The 22,452-nt window shown below is 67.7% G+C and carries 20 protein-coding genes and 1 pseudogene; 13 read left to right on the top strand and 8 right to left on the bottom strand.

Annotated elements, in window-relative coordinates; genetic code table 11:
* The first annotated feature begins 17 nt into the window (after window positions 1-17).
* From fghA to OCGS_RS09115, 4 genes are all read left to right on the top strand, one after another.
* The gene (gene fghA / locus OCGS_RS09130; protein WP_007426958.1) at window positions 18-839 is read left to right on the top strand and encodes an S-formylglutathione hydrolase; all 822 of its coding nucleotides are present in this window, start codon (window positions 18-20) and stop codon (window positions 837-839) included.
* A 22-nt stretch (window positions 840-861) separates the two neighbouring features.
* Window positions 862-1,302: a YaiI/YqxD family protein gene (locus tag OCGS_RS09125; protein WP_007426957.1), complete on the top strand. Its 441-nt coding sequence runs from the start codon at window positions 862-864 to the stop codon at window positions 1,300-1,302.
* 89 nt (window positions 1,303-1,391) lie between these two features.
* The gene (locus OCGS_RS09120) at window positions 1,392-2,186 is read left to right on the top strand and encodes an SDR family NAD(P)-dependent oxidoreductase (protein WP_007426956.1); all 795 of its coding nucleotides are present in this window, start codon (window positions 1,392-1,394) and stop codon (window positions 2,184-2,186) included.
* 12 nt (window positions 2,187-2,198) lie between these two features.
* Complete coding sequence (locus tag OCGS_RS09115; protein WP_007426955.1) at window positions 2,199-3,053, top strand: SDR family oxidoreductase; 855 nt, start codon at window positions 2,199-2,201, stop codon at window positions 3,051-3,053.
* A 39-nt stretch (window positions 3,054-3,092) separates the two neighbouring features.
* Here OCGS_RS09115 and OCGS_RS09110 read toward each other — a convergent pair whose 3' ends face one another.
* From OCGS_RS09110 to leuS, 4 genes are read right to left on the bottom strand one after another with little or no spacing between them, the layout of a single operon-like run.
* A complete protein-coding gene (locus OCGS_RS09110) occupies window positions 3,093-4,055 on the bottom strand; it encodes an SDR family oxidoreductase (protein WP_007426954.1) in 963 nt (320 codons plus the stop codon).
* Window positions 4,056-4,115: 60 nt separating this feature from the next.
* Window positions 4,116-5,165, bottom strand: coding sequence for a DNA polymerase III subunit delta (locus OCGS_RS09105; RefSeq protein WP_007426953.1), 1,050 nt, complete (start codon window positions 5,163-5,165; stop codon window positions 4,116-4,118).
* Window positions 5,162-5,680 (bottom strand): LPS assembly lipoprotein LptE, encoded by a 519-nt coding sequence (lptE, locus tag OCGS_RS09100; RefSeq protein WP_007426952.1) that lies wholly within the window; start codon window positions 5,678-5,680, stop codon window positions 5,162-5,164. The genes OCGS_RS09105 and lptE overlap by 4 nt, the downstream gene beginning before the upstream one ends.
* Window positions 5,667-8,222, bottom strand: a complete 2,556-nt coding sequence (gene leuS, locus OCGS_RS09095) for a leucine--tRNA ligase (protein WP_040610853.1) — start codon at window positions 8,220-8,222, stop codon at window positions 5,667-5,669. The genes lptE and leuS overlap by 14 nt, the downstream gene beginning before the upstream one ends.
* 134 nt (window positions 8,223-8,356) lie before the next feature.
* Here leuS and OCGS_RS09090 point away from each other — a divergent pair, with 134 nt between their 5' ends.
* Window positions 8,357-9,622 (top strand): glycosyltransferase, encoded by a 1,266-nt coding sequence (locus OCGS_RS09090; RefSeq protein ID WP_007426950.1) that lies wholly within the window; start codon window positions 8,357-8,359, stop codon window positions 9,620-9,622.
* Here the strand turns inward: OCGS_RS09090 and OCGS_RS09085 are convergent.
* Window positions 9,579-10,067 (bottom strand): DUF3576 domain-containing protein, encoded by a 489-nt coding sequence (locus tag OCGS_RS09085; protein ID WP_007426949.1) that lies wholly within the window; start codon window positions 10,065-10,067, stop codon window positions 9,579-9,581. The two genes, OCGS_RS09090 and OCGS_RS09085, sit on opposite strands and share 44 nt — an antisense overlap.
* A gap of 281 nt (window positions 10,068-10,348) precedes the next feature.
* On the opposite strand from OCGS_RS09085, the gene OCGS_RS09080 reads away from it, so the two are divergent.
* From OCGS_RS09080 to OCGS_RS09070, 3 genes are all read left to right on the top strand, one after another.
* On the top strand, window positions 10,349-10,615 hold the full coding sequence (locus OCGS_RS09080) for a hypothetical protein (RefSeq protein ID WP_156801018.1): 267 nt from the start codon (window positions 10,349-10,351) through the stop codon (window positions 10,613-10,615).
* Between the two features lie 224 nt (window positions 10,616-10,839).
* Complete coding sequence (locus OCGS_RS09075; RefSeq protein WP_007426947.1) at window positions 10,840-11,973, top strand: porin; 1,134 nt, start codon at window positions 10,840-10,842, stop codon at window positions 11,971-11,973.
* 81 nt (window positions 11,974-12,054) lie between these two features.
* Window positions 12,055-12,708, top strand: a complete 654-nt coding sequence (locus OCGS_RS09070; protein WP_007426946.1) for a YggS family pyridoxal phosphate-dependent enzyme — start codon at window positions 12,055-12,057, stop codon at window positions 12,706-12,708.
* A 16-nt stretch (window positions 12,709-12,724) separates the two neighbouring features.
* Here OCGS_RS09070 and ribA read toward each other — a convergent pair.
* Window positions 12,725-13,802 (bottom strand): annotated as a pseudogene (gene ribA, locus OCGS_RS09065) (GTP cyclohydrolase II).
* Window positions 13,803-13,940: 138 nt separating this feature from the next.
* Here ribA and OCGS_RS09060 point away from each other — a divergent pair.
* Window positions 13,941-14,627 carry a response regulator transcription factor gene (locus OCGS_RS09060; protein ID WP_007426943.1) on the top strand — a complete coding sequence of 229 codons (687 nt, stop codon included), beginning with the start codon at window positions 13,941-13,943 and terminating at the stop codon, window positions 14,625-14,627.
* Here OCGS_RS09060 and OCGS_RS09055 read toward each other — a convergent pair.
* Window positions 14,609-15,883: an FAD-dependent monooxygenase gene (locus OCGS_RS09055; protein WP_007426942.1), complete on the bottom strand. Its 1,275-nt coding sequence runs from the start codon at window positions 15,881-15,883 to the stop codon at window positions 14,609-14,611. The genes OCGS_RS09060 and OCGS_RS09055 overlap by 19 nt on opposite strands.
* 47 nt (window positions 15,884-15,930) lie before the next feature.
* Here OCGS_RS09055 and OCGS_RS09050 point away from each other — a divergent pair, with 47 nt between their 5' ends.
* The 4 genes from OCGS_RS09050 to OCGS_RS09035 all read left to right on the top strand — a co-directional run bounded on the left by OCGS_RS09050 (window position 15,931) and on the right by OCGS_RS09035 (window position 21,872).
* On the top strand, window positions 15,931-17,259 hold the full coding sequence (locus OCGS_RS09050; protein ID WP_007426941.1) for an amidase: 1,329 nt from the start codon (window positions 15,931-15,933) through the stop codon (window positions 17,257-17,259).
* 111 nt (window positions 17,260-17,370) lie between these two features.
* Window positions 17,371-18,552, top strand: a complete 1,182-nt coding sequence (locus tag OCGS_RS09045) for an aminotransferase class I/II-fold pyridoxal phosphate-dependent enzyme (protein ID WP_007426940.1) — start codon at window positions 17,371-17,373, stop codon at window positions 18,550-18,552.
* 15 nt (window positions 18,553-18,567) lie between these two features.
* The gene (locus OCGS_RS09040) at window positions 18,568-21,222 is read left to right on the top strand and encodes a DNA translocase FtsK (RefSeq protein WP_007426939.1); all 2,655 of its coding nucleotides are present in this window, start codon (window positions 18,568-18,570) and stop codon (window positions 21,220-21,222) included.
* A 62-nt stretch (window positions 21,223-21,284) separates the two neighbouring features.
* Window positions 21,285-21,872, top strand: a complete 588-nt coding sequence (locus tag OCGS_RS09035) for an exopolysaccharide biosynthesis protein (protein WP_007426938.1) — start codon at window positions 21,285-21,287, stop codon at window positions 21,870-21,872.
* A 5-nt stretch (window positions 21,873-21,877) separates the two neighbouring features.
* Here the strand turns inward: OCGS_RS09035 and dps are convergent, their stop codons facing one another.
* On the bottom strand, window positions 21,878-22,357 hold the full coding sequence (dps, locus tag OCGS_RS09030) for a DNA starvation/stationary phase protection protein Dps (protein ID WP_007426937.1): 480 nt from the start codon (window positions 22,355-22,357) through the stop codon (window positions 21,878-21,880).
* Window positions 22,358-22,452: the final 95 nt, after the last annotated feature.

The raw sequence follows: 22,452 nt of genomic DNA, 5'->3' as shown, positions 1-22,452 counted from the left end.
GAAAAAGGAATGTCGCCATGGAACCACTGTCTGAAAACGCCTGCTTCGGCGGATCGCAACTTGTCCTGCGCCATGGGTCGCGGGTCTGCGCCTGCGACATGACGTTCGGACTTTATCTGCCCCCGCAGGCGCAGGACGGGCCCGTTCCGGTGCTGTGGTATCTGTCGGGCCTGACCTGCACGCACGAGAACGCGATGACCAAGGCGGGCGCGCAGGCCCATGCGGCGCATCTGGGGATGGCGCTGGTCTTTCCCGACACGTCGCCGCGCGGCGAGGATGTCGCGGACGACGACGCCTTCGACATGGGGAAGGGCGCGGGTTTCTACGTCGACGCGACCGAAGCGCCCTGGGCATCCCACTACAAGATGCGCAGCTATGTCGCGGATGAATTGCCGGGCCTTCTGGGGGACTTCCCGGTGGACATGGACCGTCAGGCGATCACCGGGCATTCGATGGGCGGGCATGGCGCGTTGACGCTGGCGATGGGGTCGCCGGGGCGGTTCGCGTCCGTTTCGGCCTTTTCGCCCATCTGCAACCCCAGCGCCAGCGATTGGGGCCGCAAGCAGTTCGCGGCCTATCTGGGCGACGGCGACCATGCGGCGCACGATGCCAGTCTGCTGATGGCCGATCGCGGCTTCGACGGGCCGGTGCTGTGCGATACCGGGACGGCGGACCAGTTCGCCGACCTGCTGCGCCCCGAGACGCTGGCGCAGGCGATGGCCGCCCGCCGGCAGCCGGGGGCGTTCCGCATGCAGAAGGGATACGATCATTCGTATTTCTTCGTGCAGACCTTCATCGGCGATCATCTGGATTTCCATGCCGAGGCGCTGGGCCTCTGACCGCCGCATCGAAAGACGGGCGATGATCTACGTCGATGCCGATGCCTGCCCGGTCAAGGCCGAGGCCGAGGCGGTCGCCACCCGCACCGGAACGCGCATGGCGCTGGTCTGCAACGGCGGCCTGCGTCCGTCGCGCAATCCGTTGGTCGAGGTCGTCTTCGTGCCGGACGGCCCGGACGAGGCCGACAAGTGGATCGCCGACCGCGCCGGGCCGGGCGATGTGGTGGTGACGACCGACATTCCGCTGGCCGCGAAATGCGTGGCCGCCGGCGCGCGGGTGCTGCGGCCCGACGGCGGCGCATTGACGCAGGCGAATATCGGCAACGTCCTGGCGACGCGCGATCTGATGGCCGATCTGCGCGCCGCCGATCCCTTCCGGCAGGGCGGCGGGCGCCCGTTTTCCAAGGCCGACAAGGCGCGCTTCGTCTCGGCGCTGGACGCCGCGCTGCGGTCCCGCGCCTGACCCGGCGAGTGCGCGACGGCGCACGGTCCGCGCGGGAACGGAACCCGCTTTCCCCTTGTTGAGGCGCGGAAACTTGAAGGGGTGTTTCGATGGATCTGCAAATCGGCGGCAAGACCGCGCTTGTCACGGGGGCCAGCGGCGGGATGGGCCTGGCGACGGCCAAAATACTGGCCGAGGAGGGCGTGACGGTCCTGATGACCGACATGGATGCCGACAAGGTGGCGCAGGCCGCAAGCGAAGTGCCGGGCGGCGCCGCGTACATGGCCGCGAACCTGACCGACAGCGACGATGTCGCCAAGCTGGCCGACTTCGCCAGAAAGAACGGCGGGGTCGATATTCTGGTGCACACCGCCGGCACCACGGGCGCCAAGGGCGACCCGCTGGAGATGACGGACGACGATTGGTACGAGTGCTGGAACGTGGATTTTATGACCGCCGTGCGGATGACCCGCGCGCTGGTTCCCGCGATGATCGACAAGGGCTGGGGCCGCGTCGTCTGCGTCACGTCCGAGAACGCGGTGCAGCCCTATGTCGACGAAGCCGTCTATAACACCGCCAAGGCCGCGCTGCTGAACTTCGTCAAGGGGCTCAGCCAATCGGTATCGTCGAAGGGCGTGCTGGTGAACGCCGTTTCGCCCGCCTTCATCGAAACGCCGATGACCGACGGCATGATGGACAAGCGTGCCGACAAGCTGGGCGTCAGCAAGGACAAGGCGATCGAGTCCTTCCTCAAGGAAGAGCGCCCGTTTCTGCGGTTGGGCCGTCGCGGCAAGGTGGACGAGGTCGCATCGGTCATCGCCATGCTGTGTTCGGATCGCGCCAGCTTCACCACCGGCAGCGCGTGGCGCGTCGATGGCGGTTCGGTCGGCACGATGAGTATCTGAAGGAGGATCCCGATGAGCGAAGGACAGAAGATTCCCGCCCAGTCGCAAGACAGCATGCCGGCCGACGAATGGCGGATGGATCCGGCGCCCGACTACATGCCGCGCCATCCCGGCATCGGCAAGCTGAAGGGCAAGGTGGCCCTGATCACCGGCGGCGACAGCGGCATCGGCCGCGCCGTTTCGGTGCTGTTCGCGCGCGAGGGCGCGAAGGTCGCCATCGCCTATCTGAAGGAAGACCGCGACGCCGAAGAAACGAAGCGTCTGGTCGAGGCGGAAGGATCCGAAGCGGTGCTGATCTCCGGAGATCTGGGCAAAAAGGCTAATGCTGACAACGCCGTCGCTAGGACGGTCGAGGCATTCGGCAAGCTGGACATCCTTGTGAACAACGCCGCGCAGCAATTGATCGACGAGGATTTCGCGCAATTCCCCGAAGACGAGCTGCGGCGCATCATCGACAGCAACGTACTGGGCGTCATGTTCTGCACGCAGGCCGCTTTGCCGCATCTGAAGGACGGCGCCTGCATCGTGAACACCACCAGCGTCAATGCCTTCAAGGGCAACGATTCGCTGATCACCTATTCGACCACGCGCGGCGCGACGCTGGCCTTCACCCGGTCGATGGCGATGAACCTTGCGGACAAGGGCATCCGCGTGAACGCGGTGGCACCCGGTCCGGTCTGGACGCCGTTCATCCCCGGCTCCATGCCGCCCGAGCAGGTCGAGGATTTCGGGTCGAGCAGCCCCCTGGGCCGCGCGGCGCAGCCTTGGGAAGTGGCCACGTCCTATCTGTTTCTGGCTTCCAGCGACGGCAACTTCTTCACCGGCCAGACCCTGCATCCCAACGGCGGCAAGATCCTGGGGGCGTGACCCGGCGCGCCGCCGCTTCCCAGTCCGGCGCGGCGGCCGTCAACCCAGCAGCAGGCCTAGCAGGAACGCCAGCAGGGGCACGCCGAAGAACACCGCCTTGCGCGCCACGTCGCCGTCCACGATCAGCCCGTCCGGCTTGGCCCGGTCGTCGAAGCGGCCATGCGACGCGGCCGGATGCTCGGCCGGGGCGCGCAGGTTGTCGGGGCGGTCGCCGGGATCGGGCCGGTCGGTCATCTGCATGTCCGCGCCCTGTCGCGCCAGCATGTGATCAAGCCAGTTCGGCAGCATGAAGTTTCCGAACAGCAGCTTGAGCGTCGGAAGGCCGACCAGGATCTCGCGCGCATTGGTGTCGATGGCCTTCAGAACACCGCGCGCCGGAACTTCGGGCTGAAAGATGGGCGGGGCGGGCTGCGGCATGTGCGGCAGGCGGTTCAGCGCCCAGTCGAATTGCGGCGTGTTCACTGCCGGAAGCTGCACCAGCGAGATGGTGATGGGCCGCCCGTTGCGGATCAGCTCCGACCGCACCGCTTGCGTGAATCCGTTCACCCCGTGCTTGGCCGCGCAATAGGCTGCCTGCATCGGAATGCTGCGATATCCCAGGCCCGATCCAATATTCACGATATTGCCGCGATCCATGTGTCGCAGGGCCAGCCGCGTGCCGTTGACCTGCCCGATCAGGGTGGTGCCGACGATGCGGTCGAACTCGTCCGCGTCCACCTTGTCGAAAGGCGAAAAGCTGGTCAGCATGGCGCAATTGACCCAGATCGCGGGCCGGCCGAGCGAGACGACCAGCTTTTCGACGGCGGCTTCCAGAACGTCCGCCTGGCTGACATCCGCCGCCGCCGTGGCGATCCTTTCGCCGTATTCGGCCTGCATGGTGTCGAGCCGCGTCTGCCCCCGCGCGACCACCCCCACCCGGTAGCCCCGGTTCAGCAGCGCCACCACCACCGCATGGCCCACCCCGGCGCTGCCGCCCAGAACGATGGCCGATTTGTCCGTCATGTGCCCGCCTCCCGCTGTCTGCGTCCATTGCGAACGGCAGGCAAAGCGAAGCGTTCCCTGCTAGCCCGCGCGGTCGCGCGTGCGGCTGTCGGGGCAAGGCATCAGCGACAGCCGCAGCATCGCGCGTTCCATCACCGCCATCGCCGGCGCGCGCGACGACGACCGCAGCGTCAGATCCGTTTCCACCAGTTCGCGCAGCGCGCGTTCCAGCCGGATGCGGCCCCAGTCGCGCGCCTGCCGCAACAGCGCGTCGCGGCGCGGCCCGAAGACCGGCGGCCGCAGGCGTCCGATGCCGGACCCCGGACCGCCCGGATCGCAGGCCAGCGCATGCAGCATGCGGAAATGGCGCGACAGCGCGATGCACAGCGCGACGGCCGCGACCCCCTGGCTTTCCAGCCGCTGCATCACCGGCCCGATTTCCGCCGTGCGGCCATCGGCCACCAGCGCGACGATCTGGTCCAGCGCCGCGACGGTCGAGACGGGCGCGCAGGCGGCGACATCCGCTTCCGATAACGGCGCGGGATCGTCCAGTTTGAAGATTGCCAGTTTTTCGACCATCTGCCGAAAATCCCCCGGATCGGTCCGCGCGGCCCATTGCGTCAGCGCCGCTACACCGTCCGGGGCTGGGTCGCGCAGCCCCGCGCGGTCGAGTTCCGCCGCTATGCCCGCCCGATCCAGCTTGTCGGCATAAATCCCGATCGCCGCCGCGGCCGGGTGCGCCTCGAACCCCTTGCGCAGGGCCGATGCCGGCTTGAGATCGCCCGCCGTCACGACGATATGGGCATCGCCCGGTTGCCATCCCTTCAATGCGGCGAGGATCGGCGGCACGTGGGCGTTCGTCGCATCCTCGACCAGAACGCAACGGCGGCCGGGAAAGAAGCCCTGAGCGCGCATCGCATCGTCGAGCGCCGCCGGATCGTCCTTGAGCGATTGCGCCGGCATCCGGGTCAGCCGCATTTCGGCGTCGCCCTGCGGACCGATCAGTGCTGCGACCAGATCCTGCCGCTTCAGCGCGACGCGCATGGCGTCCGTCCCGTAAAGCAGCGTTCCCGCCGCCGTTTCGCGCGGTCCGGCGATCCAGCCGGCGGCATCGCGGCCCGTCAGCTTCACCGCCGCCAGTCCGCCGCCGTGGCCAGCAGCCGCGCGACAAGCTGATCGGCCAGAATCGTCATCAACCGTTCGACCGCATCCGCCTCGGCCACCTGCACCGAGACGGTGTTTCCCGCGATGGACGCGCGGCCCGGCGCCACGACCGGGGCGGAATAGGCGGTGAAATTGCTGACCTCGCCGCTGGCGACGATGGCCCCCGTCGCGCGATCCGCCAGCCGATAGGTCGCCTCACCGTCGATCTGGAAGCGCGTGGTTTCCTGATCCGTCGTGATGCCCAGCCCCTGGCGGTCCAGCCGTATGTCGGACGTCAGATCATAGCGCGCATCCGCCGGACGGCCCAGTCGATCCTCGAGCTGCCGAACGAACGCATAGCCCGGCTCGTCCCGCGGCGGCGCAACGGCGATCTGCCCGCGCAGCCCTTCGGCCACGCCGCCGGGGCCATAGACGGGGGTGAAGCCGCAGGCGGGCAGGGCCAGCAGGCCCAGCAGGATCGCGCGGCGATCAGACGACCACATTGACGATGCGCCCCGGCACGACGATCAGCTTCTTCGGCGCGCCGCCGTCCAGTGCCTTCAGCACGGCGGGCTGATCCAGCACCAGCGCCTCGATCAGGCCCCGGTCCATGTCGCGGGGCACGGTGATCTCGGCCCGGCGCTTGCCGTTGATCTGGATCGGCAGCGTCACGTCGTCATCGACCAGCATCGCCGGATCGGCCTTCGGCCAGGGTGCGGTCACGCAAAGGCCGTCGCCGCCCAGACGGGCCCAGATCTCCTCGGCCAAATGGGGGGTCATGGGGGCCATGAGCTGCGCCATGATGCGCGCCGCCTCGATCCGCGCCGCGCGGCCCGCCTGGCTTTTGGCCTGCGTGTTGGCAAAGGCATAAAGCCGCGCGACCGAGGTGTTGAAGCCGAAACTCTCGATCCCCATCGTCACGTCGTGGATGGCGCGATGCGTCTCGCGCCGCAGGGCATCGTCGCCGCTGCCGTGCTCGGGGGCGTCCGCCGCCTGTTCTGCCAGCCGCCAGACGCGCGCCAGGAACTTCGACGCCGCCTCGGCCCCGCTGGCCGTCCATTCCACGTCGCGCTCGGGCGGGCTGTCGGACAGCACGAACCACCGCGCGGTATCGGCGCCGTAACGGTCGATGATCTCGTTCGGATCGACGACGTTCTTCTTGGATTTCGACATCTTGGCCGAGGGGACGATTTCGACCGGCTGGCCCGTCTCGCGCAGGATCTTGGCGGTCGGGTCCACATCGGCGGGCAGGTGATAGATCACCCGGTTGCCGTCGCGCGTCTGATAGATCTCGTGCGTCACCATGCCTTGCGTGAACAGCGCGTCGAACGGCTCGATGGCCTTTTGCGGCAGATGGCCGGTGGCGTGCATGGCGCGGGCGAAGAAGCGCGAATAGAGCAGGTGCAGGATCGCATGCTCGACCCCGCCGATATACTGATCGACGTTCATCCAGTAATCCACCTCGGCCGCGTCGGTCGGCGTCGCCGCGCCGGGCGAGGTGAAGCGCGCGTAATACCACGACGAATCCACGAAGGTGTCCATCGTGTCGGTCTCGCGCCGGGCGGCGCCGCCGCATTTCGGGCACGGCACGTCGCGCCATGCCGGATGCCGGTCCAGCGGGTTGCCGGGGGTGTCGAAATCCACATCGTCGGGCAGGCGGATCGGCAGGTTCTCCTTCCGCTCGGGCACCACGCCGCAGGTTTGGCAATGAACGACCGGGATGGGACAGCCCCAATACCGCTGCCGCGACAGGCCCCAGTCGCGCAGGCGGTAACGGGTGACGCCCTGGCCGATGCCGTTCGCCTCGCAGAACGCGATGGCGGCGTCGATGGCGGCCTCGCCGGTCTGTTCCGCCTCGCCCGCGAAGCCGCGGACATAGCGGACCGCTTCGGTCTTGGGCGGCACGAACGCCTCGCCGCCGTCCTCGGGCAGGGTCTGCCCCCCTGTCCCGGCCTCGAAGGTCGAAATCACCGGCAGCCCGTATTTCCGCGCGAAGTCCAGGTCGCGCTGGTCATGGGCGGGGCAGCCGAAGATGGCGCCGGTGCCGTAATCCATCAGGATGAAGTTGGCGACATAGACCGGCAGTTCCCACGCAGTATCCAGCGGGTGCCGGACGCGCAGGCCGGTGTCGTGGCCGCGCTTTTCGGCCCGCTCCAGATCCTCCTCGGCGGTGCCGGTCGCGCGGCATTCGGCGTTGAAGGCGGCAAGCGCGGGATCGTCCCGTTCCAGCCGCCGCGCCAGCGGATGATCGGGCGAGATCGCGACGAAGCTGGCGCCCATCATCGTGTCGGGGCGGGTGGTATAGACCTCGATCCGGTCGTGCCCGTCCGGCCCATCAATGAGCGAAAAGGCGAATTGCAGCCCGCGCGACCGCCCGATCCAGTTGGCCTGCATCGTCTTGACCTTGGCCGGCCAGTCGTCCAGCCCGTCCAGCGCATTCAGCAGATCCTCGGCATATTCGGTGATGCGGAAGAACCACTGCGTCAGTTCGCGCCGTTCGACCACGGCGCCGGACCGCCAGCCGCGCCCGTCCTCGACCTGTTCGTTGGCCAGCACGGTCATGTCCACCGGATCCCAGTTGACCATGGCCGACTTGCGATAGACCAGCCCCTTGTCCAGCATGTCGAGGAAAAGCGCCTGCTGCTTGCCGTAATAGTCGGGATCGCAGGTGGCGAATTCGCGGCTCCAGTCCAGCGACAGCCCGAGGCGGGCGAACTGCGCCTTCATGTTGGCGATGTTGGCATAGGTCCATTCCCCCGGATGCACGCGCCGTTCCTGCGCCGCGTTCTCGGCGGGCAGACCGAAGGCGTCCCATCCCATCGGGTGCAGCACGGCATGTCTGGTGGCGATCTTGTAGCGCGCGATCACGTCGCCCATGGCATAGTTGCGGACATGGCCGATATGCAGGTTGCCGCTGGGATAGGGAAACATCTCGAGCACATAGTATTTCGGCCGGTCGGGATCGCGGCGCGCGGTGAACACGCCCGCATCCGCCCAGGCGCGCTGCCATTTCGGTTCCGCCTTGCCCGCCTCATAGCCCGACATGCCTTCGTCCCCCGTCCATCCGTGCCCGCCGCGGGCTGCGCCTTGATAGGGAGGGCGGCGGCACGGGTCCAGCCCCGCCACAAAACGGCCCCGTTCGTCGTCCATGACGGGACGCGATCCGTTCCGGGGGCGTCATGGACCTGCTTTTCCTGCATCAGAACTTTCCCGCGCAATTCGCCCATCTGGCGCCCGCGCTGGCGCAGGCCGGGCACCGGGTCACGGCCCTGACGGGGCGCGCCGGCAAGCCGCAGACCTGGCGCGGCATCCGCGTGCTGCCCTATCGCCATGACTGGCCGCAGGCGGCGCATCTGCATCCGTGGCTTACCACGATGAACGCCGCGGTCGAACGGGGAACGGCCGCCATGCGCGCCATGCTGGCGCTGAAATCGCGCGGCTATTCCCCCGACGCGGTTATCGCGCATCCCGGCTGGGGCGAGGCGCTGTTCCTGCGCGATGTCTGGCCGCAGGCGCGGATCGGCCTTTATTGCGAATACTGGTATCGCGCGACCGGCGCCGATGTCGGCTTCGACCCCGAGTTTGGCGGTCCGCAGGAATTCGGCGCGGCGCAGCGGATCCGGCTGAAGAACCTGCCGCAGCGGCTGCAACTGGACATGGCGGATGCCGCCCTCAGCCCGACGGGGTGGCAGGCCGATACCTATCCGCCCGCCGACCGGGCGCGAATCACCGTCGCCTTCGACGGGATCGACACCGACGCCATCCGCCCCGATCCCGCCGCGCGGCTGACGCTGAACGGCCGAAGCTGGACGCGCGACGACGAGGTGATCACCTTCGTCAACCGCAACCTCGAACCCTATCGCGGCTTTCACGTGTTCATGCGGGCGCTGCCCGACCTGCTGCAACGCCGTCCCGCCGCGCAGGTGATCGTCGTGGGCGGCGACGGGATCAGCTATGGCATGCCGCCCCCCGGCGGGGGCACATGGCGGCAGACGATGCTGGCCGAACTGGATAGCAGGCTGTCGCCGGCGGACCTTGCGCGCCTTCATTTCGTCGGACGCCTGGGGCGCGCCGATTTCACGCGGCTTTTGCAGATCAGCCGCGTGCACGTCTATCTGACCTATCCCTTCGTCCTGAGCTGGTCGCTGATCGAGGCGATGAGCGCGGGCTGCGCCATCGTCGCCAGCGACACCGTCCCCGTCGCCGAAGTAATCGAGAACGGCCGGACCGGCCTTTTATGCGGCTTTTTCGACGGCGCGGGGTTGGTGGACCGGATCGACACGCTGTGCCGCGACGCCGCGCTGCGCGACAGGCTGGGCGCGGCGGCGCGCACCGCCGTCCGGGCGCGTCACGATCTGGCGAAGGTCTGCCTTCCGGCGCAGATGCGGTGGGTCGAAACGCTTAGCGCCGGCTGTCGGCCACGCGCAATTGCCGCGCGCGGGTAAGGATCGCGTCCTCGATCGCGCGCACCGTGTCGGGCGTCGCCGGGCCGGATTGCGTCGCCAGCGCCACGTTCAGCGATCGCGCGTCCAGTGCCGGATCGGTGACATAGACCGTCGCGCGATAGGCCGCGCCACCGCCGGGCGGACGGCCGTAGCCATAGACGATGACGCCGGAAAACGGATCGACCGCCTCGATCGGCATGAAATCCAGAATCTGCTGCGTGGCGGTCCAGATATACTTGTTCACCTCGACCGTGATGTTCGGGTCGTTGTTGTTGGCGAACAGATCCCAGATCGTCGAACGGTTGCGCTGGGCGGCCAGCGGCGTGTTCTCGCGCTGGCGCAGGGTCGATTCGCTGACGGTGCCATCGGTCGTCCGGCCGCATCCCGACAGCAGCAGGGACGCGCCTACGAACGCTGCGGTGACAAGGGGCGTGGCGCGCATCATGTGGACTATCCCTGAACCATCGTGCCGCCGACACCTATCGCAGGCACCGCGACCGGGCAAGAAACCAAATCGGCGCCTTCTGACCCAACGTCAGCGGAACGAACGGCTATCCCGCGCGTTTACATGACCGAGACGCCATCCGGGGGTCGCGAAATTGTCCGTGCTGTCAGACATTGCCAACGATCTATGACTTTACAGACCGATTTTCGCAGCGTTACATCCGAATGGCCTACGTGCAAAGAACCGCCCGCGGGCGGAATACTGTCAAAAAGGGAACAAAGATGAAGCGTATGATTACCGCCGCCGCCACTGCCGCCATGCTTGCCGGGGTTGCCGCCCCCGCTGCCTTCGCGCAGCAGATGGAAGACCCCGATGTGACGATGGTGACCGGCAAGGTCTTCCGTGCGCTGCGCGCCTGCGACATCGACGGAAATATGATCGACACGCTGACCATGGCGCAGGTCGCGGGCATCACCATTACCGCGTCGTCCGACGACGGATCGAACAAGTGCCAGAAGATCGAGGCGATCGCCCGCGGCGACGGCTGATCCGCCCGGACCGACACATCGGATATCCGGTGTGAGGCCGCTTCGGGAAACCGTGGCGGCCTTTCTCGTGCCGGAACCACTGTGGCGCTGTTGCACCAATTACCGCACCCTCGATCCGCCCGGCCGCTGCCGCGCTTGAAACGATATCGTGAAAGGCGCACTCCGGTCTCGTACCCAAGGAGCTTGTCCTTCTGGGGTCGGAATGAAAGATCATGAGGGAAAGCATGAACAAATTTCTTCTTGCGACCACGGCGCTCGTCGCTTCGACGACCTTCGCCATGGCGGATGTGGATCTGTCGGGTACGGCGGAAATGGGGATCTTCGGCGGGACGGACATCGACGCCCAGTTCCACACCGATATCGACGTCACCTTCTCGATGTCGGGCGAAACCGATGCCGGCCTGACCTTCGGCGCGTCGGTCGACCTGGACGAGCAGATCGGCGACAACAACGCGGATGACGGCCTGGGCGAATCCGGCGCCACCCGCAACGATGCCGACGACGGCGGCGCGACCATCTTCGTGTCGGGCACTTACGGCACGCTGACGATGGGCGACACCGACGGCGCACTGGACTTCGTGATGACCGAAGCGATCATCGGCGGTTCGCTGGGCGACAACCACGAGCATCTGGGTTACAACGGCAACTCGGGTTTCGACGGTGACTATGATGGTCAGGTCGCGCGCTACGACTATTCGTTCGGCGATTTCGCCGTCGCGATCTCGGCCGAGATCGACGACGACAACGACGAAATCGACTTCGATGACGATTTCGACGGCGTGATCGACCGCACGGACGAGATCGACAACGACACGATCCTCGGCATCGGCGTGCGCTACACCGGCCAGTTCGCCAACGTGTCCTTCGGCGCCGGTCTCGGCTATCAGCGTTCGGGCAACACCTTCCCCGTTGATACCGACGGCGACGACAAGTTCGACGACACCGACGACATCACCGGTGAAGTCGTCGGCCTCAGCCTCGACATGAAGATGGATAACGGCCTTCAGGCGATCCTGAACTACTCGACCTACAACGACTCGACCCTCGTCATCGTCGAAGACAATGACGACGTCGACGACGGCGACATCGTCGCGGTGGTCGGCGATCTGGACAAGCACTACGGTCTGGCTGTCGGTTACGAGTTCGGTTCCTTCCTGGTTGCCGCCAACTATGGCAAGTTCGACACCAACAACGGCGATCTGTCGGGCTGGGGTCTGGTCGTGAACTACGATCTGGGCGGCGGTGCCGAGCTGCAGGCCGGCTATGGCCACAACAAGGTCGACGAAGACTTCGACGACGGCCGCGACGACGACTTCGACTTCGATACCTACTCGTTCGGTATCGCGATGTCCTTCTGATCCCTTCGGATCGGACGAAACGGAAGGGGCTGGCCATGCGCCGGCCCTTTTCTTTTGCGCGTCCCCGTGCTGGATAGGGCCATGTCGCTTACCTCTGTCCAGACCGCCCTTGCCGCCGCCTGCGCCCGCGCCGGGCGGTCCGAGGCATCCGTCACGCTGATCGCCGTCAGCAAGGTCCAGCCCCCCGACCGGGTCGAGGCCGTGCTGACCTCCGGCCATCGCAGTTTCGGCGAAAACCGCGTGCAGGAAGCGGCCGGCAAGTGGCCCGACTGGACGGCCCGTTTCGGCGCCGTCGACCTGCACCTGATCGGTCCCTTGCAAACCAACAAGGCCCGCGCCGCGGTCGATCTTTTCGGCACCATCCAGACGCTCGACCGGCCGCGTCTCGCCAATGCGCTGGCCCGGCTGGCGCAGGAACGCGGCGCCTGTCCCGATCTGTTCGTGCAGGTGAATACCGGCGCCGAGCCGCAGAAAGCGGGCGTTCTGCCGCGCGATGCCGACGCCTTCGTCGCCACCGCCCGCGCGCTGGATCTGCCGGTGATCGGCGCCATGTGCATCCCGCCCGATGGCGCGGATCCGGCCCCGCATTTCCTCATGCTGGCCGACATCGCCCGCCGCAACGGTCTGCCGAACCTGTCGATGGGGATGAGCGGCGACTTCGAACTGGCGGTCGAACTGGGCGCGACCCATGTGCGCGTCGGCTCGGCCATTTTCGGCGAGCGGCGGCCGGGCTAGCCACGCCGCGCGCGCGTCAGGTCAGATGGCCGGACTTCTGCGCCTTGGTCCGCAGATAGGCGTCGTTCAGCGGATTGCGTCCGACCCAAAGCGGCACACGGCCCGCCACGTCGATGCCCGACGCTTGCAGCATGGCAACCTTGCGCGGATTGTTCGTCATCAGCCGCACCGCGCCGACGCCCATCCGCCGCAGGATCCCCGCACCGATGCGAAAATCGCGCTCGTCATCCTCGAATCCCAGGCGATGGTTCGCCTCGACCGTGTCGAATCCCTGATCCTGCAAGGCATAGGCGCGCAGCTTGTTCGCCAGCCCGATCCCCCGGCCTTCCTGATTCAGATACAGCAGGATCCCCCGCGCCTTCGCCGGCCATCTGCGCCAGGGCGCCGTTCAGTTGCGGGCCGCAATCGCATTTCAGCGAATGCAGCACGTCGCCCGTGAAGCACGCCGAATGCAGCCGCACCAATGGCGCACCGTCGCGGTCGGGGCGCCCGATCTCGACCGCGTAATGCTCGTCGCCGCCATCGTCGGGGCGGAAGACGTGCAGGCGCGTGTCGCGGCTGGCGGATGTGGGCAGTTGCGCCGACACGACAGCGCGCAGCGTCGCCACGTCGTCGGTCAGCGCATCGGCGTCCAGACGGGTCAGATCGCCGGGCGGCTCGGCGACCGGCACCAGCACCACCGCCGGCAGCAGACGCGCCGATTTCGCCAGCACCAGGCCCGCCCGCGCCAGCGCGGCATCGCCGCCCCGCACCGGCCGGAACGGCCCCTTCAGCGGGGTGTCGAGGTCGCCCGCGGGATCCGCGATGGCGGTCAGATCGGCGGGCGTCACGTCGCGCGGCAGGGGCAGCCGTGCTAGATCGCCGTCATAGACCGGCACATGCAGCGTGCCGGCCCGCCGATGCGTGATCGCCAGCACCGCATCGCCGCCCGCGGCCAGATGCGCCAGCCTGTCCTTCGACAGCACCTCGGCACCGCTGACCAGCGCCGCGCCGCCCGGCCCCCTCAGCACTACGGGCACGCCCATGCGCATGTCGGATCGCGCGCGCGCCAGCCGTTCGGCCGGGGTCAGGCGTAGTGTCGGGGGGGTCTTCATCGTGCTGCGATAGCCTCGTGGCGTCGGAATGTGAAACAAATCCCGCCGTCTTCACACGTCCATGTGAAAGATCGGCGTCCAAACTTGCCGTCCGCGCGTTGCGATCACAACTCCTTGTGAAGCGGACGGAGGAACATCATGGCGAACCTGAAGAAAATCCTTCTTGTCGATGACGACGAGGATCTGCGCGAAGCGCTCAGCGAACAGTTGATCGTGACCGAGGATTTCGACGTGTTCGAGGCCGATAGCGGCGCGCATGCGATGGAAAAGGTCAAGGCCCAGCATTACGACCTGGTGATCCTCGATGTCGGCCTGCCCGATACGGACGGACGCGAATTGTGCCGCCTGATGCGCAAGCAGGGCGTCAAATGCCCGGTGATCATGCTGACCGGGCATGACAGCGATGCCGATACGATCCTGGGTCTCGATGCCGGGGCGAACGATTACATCACCAAGCCGTTCAAGTTTCCGGTCCTTCTGGCCCGCATCCGCGCGCAACTGCGCCAGCACGAACAATCCGAAGACGCGGTGTTCCAGCTTGGGCCGTATGCCTTCCGCCCGGCGCTAAAGATGCTGATCGACGAATCCGAACGCAAGATCCGCCTGACCGAGAAGGAAACGAACATCCTCAAATATCTCTACCGCGCGAAAGAGGGGGTCGTCGCCCGCGACATTTTGCTGCACGAGGTCTGGGGATACAATGCCGGCGTCACGACGCACACGCTGGAAACCCACATCTATCGCCTGCGCCAGAAGATCGAGCCCGATCCGTCGAACGCGCGCCTTCTTGTCACCGAAAGCGGCGGCTACCGCCTGGCGGTCTGACCGTTCAGCGGCAGGCCCCGCAACAGGCGCGGGCGGTCCCCCGTCAGGCCCGCCGCCTCGCGCAGCAATCCGCGCCGAAGCGGCGCCAGCGCGTTGACCGCGCCCAGCCCAAGATCGCGGCCCAGCCGCAGCAGCGGGTTGTCGTTCGAAAACAGCCGGTTGAAGCCGTCCGTCGCCAGCGCCAGCGCGGTCACGTCGAACCGGCGCCACCGTTCATAGCGGGCCAGAACCTCGGGACGGCCGAAATCCTCGCCCCGGCGGCGCGCGTCGGTCAGCACCTCGGCCAGCGTCGCCACATCCTTGAGACCCGCATTCAGCCCCTGTCCGGCGATGGGATGGACGGCATGGGCGGCGTCGCCGACCAGCGCGATGCGCGGCGCGACGAAGGATTGCGCGACGCTCAGCACCAGCGGATAGGTGAACCGCCCCCCGGCAAGGTGGATGTCGCCCAGAAAATCGCCGAAACGCGGCCGCAGGATATTCAGCCAGGCGTCGTCGTCCAGCGCCGCGATGCGGCGGGCATTCTCGGCCGTCTCGGTCCAGACGATCGAACAGCGGTTCCCTTTCAGCGGCAGGATCGCCAGCGGCCCTTCGGGCATGAAGAACTGATGCGCGATGCCGTCATGCGGCCGTTCGTGCCCCAGGGCGGCGACCAGGCCGCATTGGCGATAGTCGCGTCCATAGCGCGCGATGCCCGCGCGCCGGGCCACGGCCGATGCGCGCCCGTCGCACCCGACCAGCACATGCGCGTCGATCGTCGTGCCGTCGTCCAGCGTCACCGTCACCCGATGATCGCCGGGCGTTTGCGCCGCGACCGAACGGCCGGCCAGATGCATCACGCCCGCCCCGTCCAGTGCCGCCAGCAGGGCGGGCCGCAGGTGACGATCCTCGACCATGTGGCCCATTGGACCGTCTTCGATCTCGGCATGATCGAAATGCAGCACCATCGGCGATGGGCCGAAGCCCGCATGTCCGTCGCTGACCTTGATCCGAAGGATCGGCTGCGCGTCGTCCTTCAGGTCGTCCCAAAGCCCCAGCGCCGACAGCAGGTTGCGCGACCCGAGCGACAGGGCATAGCTGCGGCCGTCGAAATCCGGCGCGGCCCGCGTTTCCGAAGGCGCGGGATCGACCAGCGTGACCGACAGCCCCCCCTGAACGCAGGCCAGCGCCAGGGCCGCGCCGTTCAGCCCGCCGCCCGCGATGATGATATCGGTATCCATGACCGTGTTTATGGGGCCGTGCGCCGGATTGTCCATGCGACACGCCATGGCTAAGGTCCGCGCGGCGACAGGGGGGGGCGGGCATGGACGAATGGCTGAAGGCGTCTGCGGCGGATCTGGGTCGCGGCATCGCCGCCGGGCGGATCGACCCGGTGGATCTGACAGGGGCGTTTCTTGCCGCCATCGACGCGCATCCGCTCTCCCCCCGCGTCTGGGCGCGCCTGACCCCGGCCCGCGCCTGCGCCGGGGCCAAAGCCGCGCATGGGCGGGCCAGGGCAGGCACGCGCCTTTCCCTGCTCGACGGGGTGCCGGTCGGCTGGAAGGATCTGTTCGATACCGCCGGCACCGCGACCGAGGCTGGCAGCGCGCTGTTGAAGGGCCGGGTTCCCACGCGCGACGCCGATGTCCTTCGCAACGCATCGGCGGCGGGGATGGTCTGCCTCGGCAAGACCCACATGACCGAGCTGGCATTCTCCGGCCTCGGCCTGAACCCCGTCACCGCCTCGCCGCCTTGCATCCACGACGAAGATGCGGTCTCGGGCGGGTCGTCGTCGGGGGCCGCCGCGTCGGTCGCGTTCGGTCTGGCGCCCTGCGGCATCGGCAGCGATACCGGCGGATCGGTCCGCGTGCCCGCCGCCTGGAACGATCTGGTCGGGCTGAAGACCACCGCCGGCACCCTGCCGATGGGCGGCGTGGTGCCGCTTTGCCCGCGTTTCGACACGCTGGGGCCGCTCGCTCGCAATGTCGAGGATGCGGCGCTGGTCTGGGCGGCGATGGGTGGCTGGCCCGCCCCCGACCTGACCGGCGCGACCCTGCAAGGCGCGCGGCTGCTATGGCTGGATGGAACCGCGATGACCGATCTCGCGGCGCCGGTTGCCTGCGGGTTCGAACGGGCGGTGGAATGTCTGCGCGCCGCCGGCGCCACTGTGGAACGCGGCGGGGTCGATGCGGTCGAACGCGCGTTGCCGTTGGCCGCGACCGTTTTTGCCGCCGAAGCCTATGGCGTCTGGGCCGATCGGATCGAGGCGCAGCCGGATCTCATGTTCGCCCCCGTGCGCGAACGCTTTCGCGGCGGGCGCAGCGTCTCGGCGCCCGATTACGTCGCCGCGTGGCGGTTGCTGGACGATCTGCGGCGCGGCTATCTGGCGGCGACGGGCGGTTTCGATGCGGTGATCCTGCCGACCAGTCCGATCCTGCCGCCCGACCGCGCGCGTCTGGAACGCGACGTGGATTATTTCGCCGACCGCAACCTGCTGACGCTGCGCAATACCCGGATCGGCAATCTGATGGGGCTGCCCGGCCTGACCCTTCCGACAGGCGTGCCGTCGGCCGGTCTGCTGATCCAGACGCCGCCCCGCAGCGAAAGGCGGCTTCTGCGCCTCGGCCGCGCCGCCGAAATCGCCCTGTCCTGATTGCAACAACGCGGTCCAGCGCCCGGATTACGTGGCCTTTTACTGGACCCCGGACGCCTTGACAGGCTAGGTTGGCCCAAACGGGGCGTCAGACCCCAGCCGAGGCACGTCATGCAGTATCCCGTTCGGTTCTCGAACCTGCCGCCCTATGCGTTTCCGCGTCTGCGGGCGCTTCTGGACGCGCATGCGCCGGGCGGCGAGGTCATCCACATGACCATCGGCGAACCGCGCCACGATCCGCCGCCCTTCATCGGCGACGTCCTTGCCGCCAACCTGCCGGGCTTCGGCGTCTATCCCCCCAATGACGGCACCGACGGGCTGCGCGACGCCATCGCCGGCTGGCTGCACCGCCGCTATGGCGTGACGGTCGATCCGGCCACCGCGATCCTGCCCCTCAACGGCACGCGCGAGGGGCTGTTCAACGCCGCCATCGCCCTGTGCCCCGAGGCGGGCGGCGGCCCGCCGCCGGTCGTCCTGACGCCCAATCCGTTCTATCAGGTCTATGCCGTCGCGGCGCTCGCCGTCGCCGCGTACCCTGTCTACGTTCCGGCGACCGCCGGGACGGGGTTCCTGCCCGATTACGCCGCTTTGCCGCGCGACGTGCTGGATGCCTGCGTCGCGGCCTATATCTGCTCGCCCGCCAACCCGCAGGGCGCGGTCGCGTCGGCGGAATACTGGCGCGATCTGATCGAACTGGCCGAACGGCACGATTTCCGCATTCTGGCCGACGAATGCTATTCCGAGATCTGGCGCGATGCCCCGCCGCCCGGCGCGTTGCAGGTCGCGCGCGACATGGGCGCCGATCCCGAACGCGTCACCGTCTTTCATTCCCTCAGCAAGCGGTCGAACCTGCCCGGCCTGCGCGTCGGGTTCGCCGCCGGCGGGCCGCGCACCATCGCCGCGATGAAACAGCTTCGCGCCTATGCCGGCGCGCCCATTCCCCTGCCGCTTCAGGCCGTGGCCGAAGCCTGCTGGCGCGACGAGGCGCATGTCGAGGCGAGCCGCGCGCGCTATGCCGCAAAATTCGCCATGGCCGACCGCATCTTCGCCGGCATTCCCGGCTGCGGCGCGCCCGAAGGCGGGTTCTTCCTGTGGCTGCCGGTCGAGGATGGCGAGGCCGCGGCGCTGCGCCTGTGGCGTGAGACAGGGGTGCGGGTTCTGCCCGGTGCCTATCTTTCGCGCGAGGCCGGGGGCGGCAATCCGGGCGCAGGCTATATCAGGGTGGCCCTCGTCACGGACGAGGACGAGACCGAGCGCGGCCTGACCCGGCTGCGCAATTGTCTTTACAATTAAGGATCGGGGAACGGCATGGCTTACCAGACGCGGGGGCGCGATCCGCTCTTTGACAGCAACACGCAGGCCGCGCTGGAACGGCGCGGTAAGGAACTGCTGGGGCTGGTGCTGATCGGTCTGGGCGTCGCCGTCGCGCTGATGCTGGGCAGCTACGCCGCCGACGATCCAAGCTGGCTCAGCGCCACGTCCGAACCCGCGCGGAACCTTCTGGGCCGGACGGGGGCGTCGATCGCAGCCCCGCTTTACATGGTGGTGGGGCAGGGGGCCTGGGGGCTGGCGCTGCTGTTCACGGTCTGGGGCGTGCGCTTCGTCACCCATCGCGGCGCCGACCGCGCCATGGCGCGCGCCGTGTTTGGCCCCATCGCCGTGGCGCTTATGTCGATCTACGCCTCGACCCATGCGCCCGGCCCGGATTGGGGTCAAAGCTTCGGGCTGGGCGGACTGTTCGGCGACACCGCTCTGGGTGCGATGCTGGGTCTGCTGTCGGTCGATGGCGCGACGGGGCTCAAACTGGCCGCGCTGGTGGTCGCGTTGGCGACGCTGGCGATGCTGCTGTTCGTGCTGGGCTTTTCGCTGGCCGAATTGCGCGCCATCGGCGGCTGGCTGCTGCGCGGCACGGTCACGGTCTATGACGCGCTGATGCGAACAGCCTCGGTCGGGGGGCGGGGCCTGGCCAAGGGCGCGAACCGTTCCGTGCGCGCCGCCGGCGATCTGGCCGAAGCCCGCGCGCGCCGCCGGGCCGAGCCGGATTTCGATGTCGTCGAACCGGACGGGGACGACACGCGCCCGACGATCTGGCAGCGCCTGTCCGCTCCCCTTCCGTCCATCCGCCGCAACGCCGAACCGGCCGCCGACGCCCTTCCCGAAACCGCGCCGGAAGAACCGGCGCCGCCGGCGCGCGCGCCGCGGATGCGCCAGCCGTCGATCGTCCCCAATCCGCGCCGGGACGAACCGCCGCTGGTCGCCAGCCGCGTCCGCATCCCGCAGGAGGACGACGACGATGCGTCCCGTCCCATGCCCGAGCCCGAGCTTGTCGAGCCCGGTCCGGTGCGCCCGCCCTCGTTCAACTCGCGCCGAGATGCGGCCCCGGCCGCACGTCCCGCGCCGAAACCGCCAGCCGCCGCGACACCGCCCCGCTCCGCATCCGCCGCGCCGTCCGGGGACTACACCCCGCCGCCGCTGGAGCTGCTGACAAGCCCCGACACCGTCCGGCGGCAGGTTCTGGATGCCGACGCGCTGGAGGAGAATGCCCGCCAGCTTGAAAGCGTGCTGGACGATTACGGGGTGAAGGGCGAAATCGTCAGCGTCCGCCCCGGCCCGGTCGTCACGATGTACGAACTGGAACCGGCGCCCGGCCTCAAGGCCAGCCGCGTGATCGGCCTGGCCGACGACATCGCCCGTAGCATGTCGGCGCTGTCGGCGCGCGTCTCGACCGTGCCCGGCCGCAGCGTCATCGGGATCGAACTTCCGAACGAACACCGCGAGATGTGCGTTCTGCGCGAAATCCTGTCGGCGCGCGAATATGGCGACGGCAAGCACGCCCTGCCGCTGGCGCTGGGCAAGGATATCGGCGGCGATCCGGTGGTCGCCAACCTGGCGCGGATGCCGCATCTGCTGATCGCGGGCACGACCGGATCGGGCAAGTCGGTGGCGATCAACACGATGATCCTGTCGTTGCTCTATCGCCTGTCGCCGCAGGAATGCCGGCTGATCATGATCGACCCCAAGATGCTGGAACTCAGCGTCTATGACGGCATCCCGCATCTTCTGTCCCCTGTCGTCACCGACCCGAAAAAGGCCGTCGTTGCCCTGAAATGGGTGGTGGGCGAGATGGAGGATCGCTATCGCAAGATGTCGAAGATGGGCGTGCGCAACATCGAGGGTTATAACGGCCGGGTGCGCGACGCGCTTGGCCGGGGCGAACTGTTCTCGCGCACCGTGCAGACCGGATTTGACGACGAAACCGGCGATCCCGTCTTCGAGACCGAGGAGATCACGCCGGAACTGCTGCCCTTCATCGTCGTCGTCGTGGACGAGATGGCCGACCTGATGATGGTCGCCGGCAAGGAGATCGAGGCCTGCATCCAGCGCCTGGCACAGATGGCGCGGGCCAGCGGCATCCACCTCATCATGGCGACGCAGCGGCCTTCGGTCGATGTCATCACCGGCACGATCAAGGCCAACTTCCCCACCCGGATCAGCTTTTCGGTCACGTCCAAGATCGACAGCCGCACCATCCTGGGCGAACAGGGGGCCGAACAGCTTCTGGGGATGGGCGACATGCTTTACATGGCGGGCGGGTCCAAAATCACCCGCGTCCACGGCCCCTTCTGTTCCGACGAGGAAGTCGAGGAGATCGTCAATCACCTGAAATCCTACGGTCCGCCCGATTATCTGTCCGGCGTGGTCGAAGGCCCCGACGAGGACAAGGAAAGCGACATCGATGCCGTTCTGGGCCTTGGCGGCGAAGGCGGCGACGATGCGCTTTACGATCAGGCCGTCGCCATCGCCATCAAGGACCGCAAATGCTCGACCAGCTATATCCAGCGCAAGCTGGCCATCGGCTATAACAAGGCCGCCCGTCTGGTCGAGCAGATGGAGGATGCGGGCATCGTCAGCGCCGCCAACCATGTCGGCAAGCGCGACATTCTGGTGCCCGAACCGCAGTAACCCTGGAACCATGCGCCCTGCCGCGACTGAATCCACATGGAGCGACGGCAGGGGACGCGGCGATGAGCGATGACGTGACGGCGGTCGAGGATATCCTCGACCGGTTGCAGGAACTGGGCGACGACAGCGACAGGGCCTCCATCGGCGACGTGCTGGGGGCGATCGGCAGCCGGGGCTTCGGCCCGCTGCTGTTCACGCCCGCGCTGATCGAAATCTCGCCCATCGGCGGCATTCCGGGCGTGCCGACCTTTCTGGCCGCCATCATCGCGCTTGTCGCCATTCAGATGATCGTCGGGCGCGATCACGTCTGGCTGCCGGGCGTGATCGAACGACGCTCCGTCGAGGGCGGCAAGCTGAGGACGGCGGCCGACAAGCTGCGCCCGATCGGCGCATGGATGGATCGCCACTTCTCGCACCGGCTGACGCGGTTGACGGGGCCGGGCATGCAGCGGCTGGCGGCGGGGGCCTGCCTGCTGCTGTGCCTCACCGTTCCGCCGCTGGAAATCGTGCCGTTCGCCAGTACCGCGCCGACGGCGGCCATCGCCGCCATCGGTCTGGCCATCACGGCCCGCGACGGGCTGTTGATGCTGGTGGGTTTTGCCGCCACCGCGGGGGCAGTCGGCTTCGGCCTGTGGATGCTGTTGCGGTAGCGTCCTCAGACCCGTTCGTTCGCACCGATGAACCAGGCGTCCTTGTCCACCTGACGGCTGACCTCGGTGAACAGGTCGGACGTGTCTTCGTCGTCTGCATCGTCGGATTCCTCGATTGCCTCGCGCAGCGCCTCGCCCACGGACATGAACCGTTCCTTCAGCGCGGCGACGTGATCCTGAAGATCGGACAGCTCGACCGGATAGGCGTCCATGTCGGACTTTTCGGCCACGACCTCGGCCGTGCCCTTGGCGAAACCGCCCAGGATCACCGCGCGTTCGGCGATCAGGTCGGAACTGTCGCGCAGGCGGTCGGCGACATCGTCCAGCAATTCATGCACACCGATGAATCCCGCCCCCTTCAGGTTCCAGTGAGCCTGCTTCACCGCCAGCGTCAGCGCGATCATGTCGGACAGCCGCGCATTCAACAGGTCGATCATCTTGTGGCGGGACTGATCGTCGAGGCCGGAAACGAAAACTTCGGGCATGGTTACTCTCCTTTTGGTCTGCGCCCTGTCAATCGGCGGACCGGGGCGAAGTTCCACCGCCGCGCGCCTCACCGGCCTGTCATCGGCGAACGATG

The organism is Oceaniovalibus guishaninsula JLT2003 (assembly GCF_000299575.1).
Taxonomy (GTDB): Bacteria; Pseudomonadota; Alphaproteobacteria; order Rhodobacterales; family Rhodobacteraceae; genus Palleronia; species Palleronia guishaninsula.
The sequence above is the reverse complement of the archived record's forward strand: the minus strand, read 5'-3'. Positions and strand labels throughout refer to the sequence as shown.

Coding starts and splice junctions, on each gene's coding strand:
- OCGS_RS09045 (WP_007426940.1), top strand. CDS start 17,371: ATGCAGTATCCCGTTCGGTTCTCGAACCTGCCGCCCTATGCGTTTCCG.
- dps (WP_007426937.1), bottom strand. CDS start 22,357: ATGCCCGAAGTTTTCGTTTCCGGCCTCGACGATCAGTCCCGCCACAAG.
- OCGS_RS09125 (WP_007426957.1), top strand. CDS start 862: ATGATCTACGTCGATGCCGATGCCTGCCCGGTCAAGGCCGAGGCCGAG.
- fghA (WP_007426958.1), top strand. CDS start 18: ATGGAACCACTGTCTGAAAACGCCTGCTTCGGCGGATCGCAACTTGTC.
- OCGS_RS09075 (WP_007426947.1), top strand. CDS start 10,840: ATGAACAAATTTCTTCTTGCGACCACGGCGCTCGTCGCTTCGACGACC.
- OCGS_RS09110 (WP_007426954.1), bottom strand. CDS start 4,055: ATGACGGACAAATCGGCCATCGTTCTGGGCGGCAGCGCCGGGGTGGGC.
- OCGS_RS09060 (WP_007426943.1), top strand. CDS start 13,941: ATGGCGAACCTGAAGAAAATCCTTCTTGTCGATGACGACGAGGATCTG.
- OCGS_RS09090 (WP_007426950.1), top strand. CDS start 8,357: ATGGACCTGCTTTTCCTGCATCAGAACTTTCCCGCGCAATTCGCCCAT.
- OCGS_RS09080 (WP_156801018.1), top strand. CDS start 10,349: ATGAAGCGTATGATTACCGCCGCCGCCACTGCCGCCATGCTTGCCGGG.
- OCGS_RS09115 (WP_007426955.1), top strand. CDS start 2,199: ATGAGCGAAGGACAGAAGATTCCCGCCCAGTCGCAAGACAGCATGCCG.
- OCGS_RS09055 (WP_007426942.1), bottom strand. CDS start 15,883: ATGGACAATCCGGCGCACGGCCCCATAAACACGGTCATGGATACCGAT.
- OCGS_RS09050 (WP_007426941.1), top strand. CDS start 15,931: ATGGACGAATGGCTGAAGGCGTCTGCGGCGGATCTGGGTCGCGGCATC.
- lptE (WP_007426952.1), bottom strand. CDS start 5,680: ATGTGGTCGTCTGATCGCCGCGCGATCCTGCTGGGCCTGCTGGCCCTG.
- OCGS_RS09085 (WP_007426949.1), bottom strand. CDS start 10,067: ATGATGCGCGCCACGCCCCTTGTCACCGCAGCGTTCGTAGGCGCGTCC.
- OCGS_RS09070 (WP_007426946.1), top strand. CDS start 12,055: ATGTCGCTTACCTCTGTCCAGACCGCCCTTGCCGCCGCCTGCGCCCGC.
- leuS (WP_040610853.1), bottom strand. CDS start 8,222: ATGTCGGGCTATGAGGCGGGCAAGGCGGAACCGAAATGGCAGCGCGCC.
- OCGS_RS09035 (WP_007426938.1), top strand. CDS start 21,285: ATGAGCGATGACGTGACGGCGGTCGAGGATATCCTCGACCGGTTGCAG.
- OCGS_RS09120 (WP_007426956.1), top strand. CDS start 1,392: ATGGATCTGCAAATCGGCGGCAAGACCGCGCTTGTCACGGGGGCCAGC.
- OCGS_RS09040 (WP_007426939.1), top strand. CDS start 18,568: ATGGCTTACCAGACGCGGGGGCGCGATCCGCTCTTTGACAGCAACACG.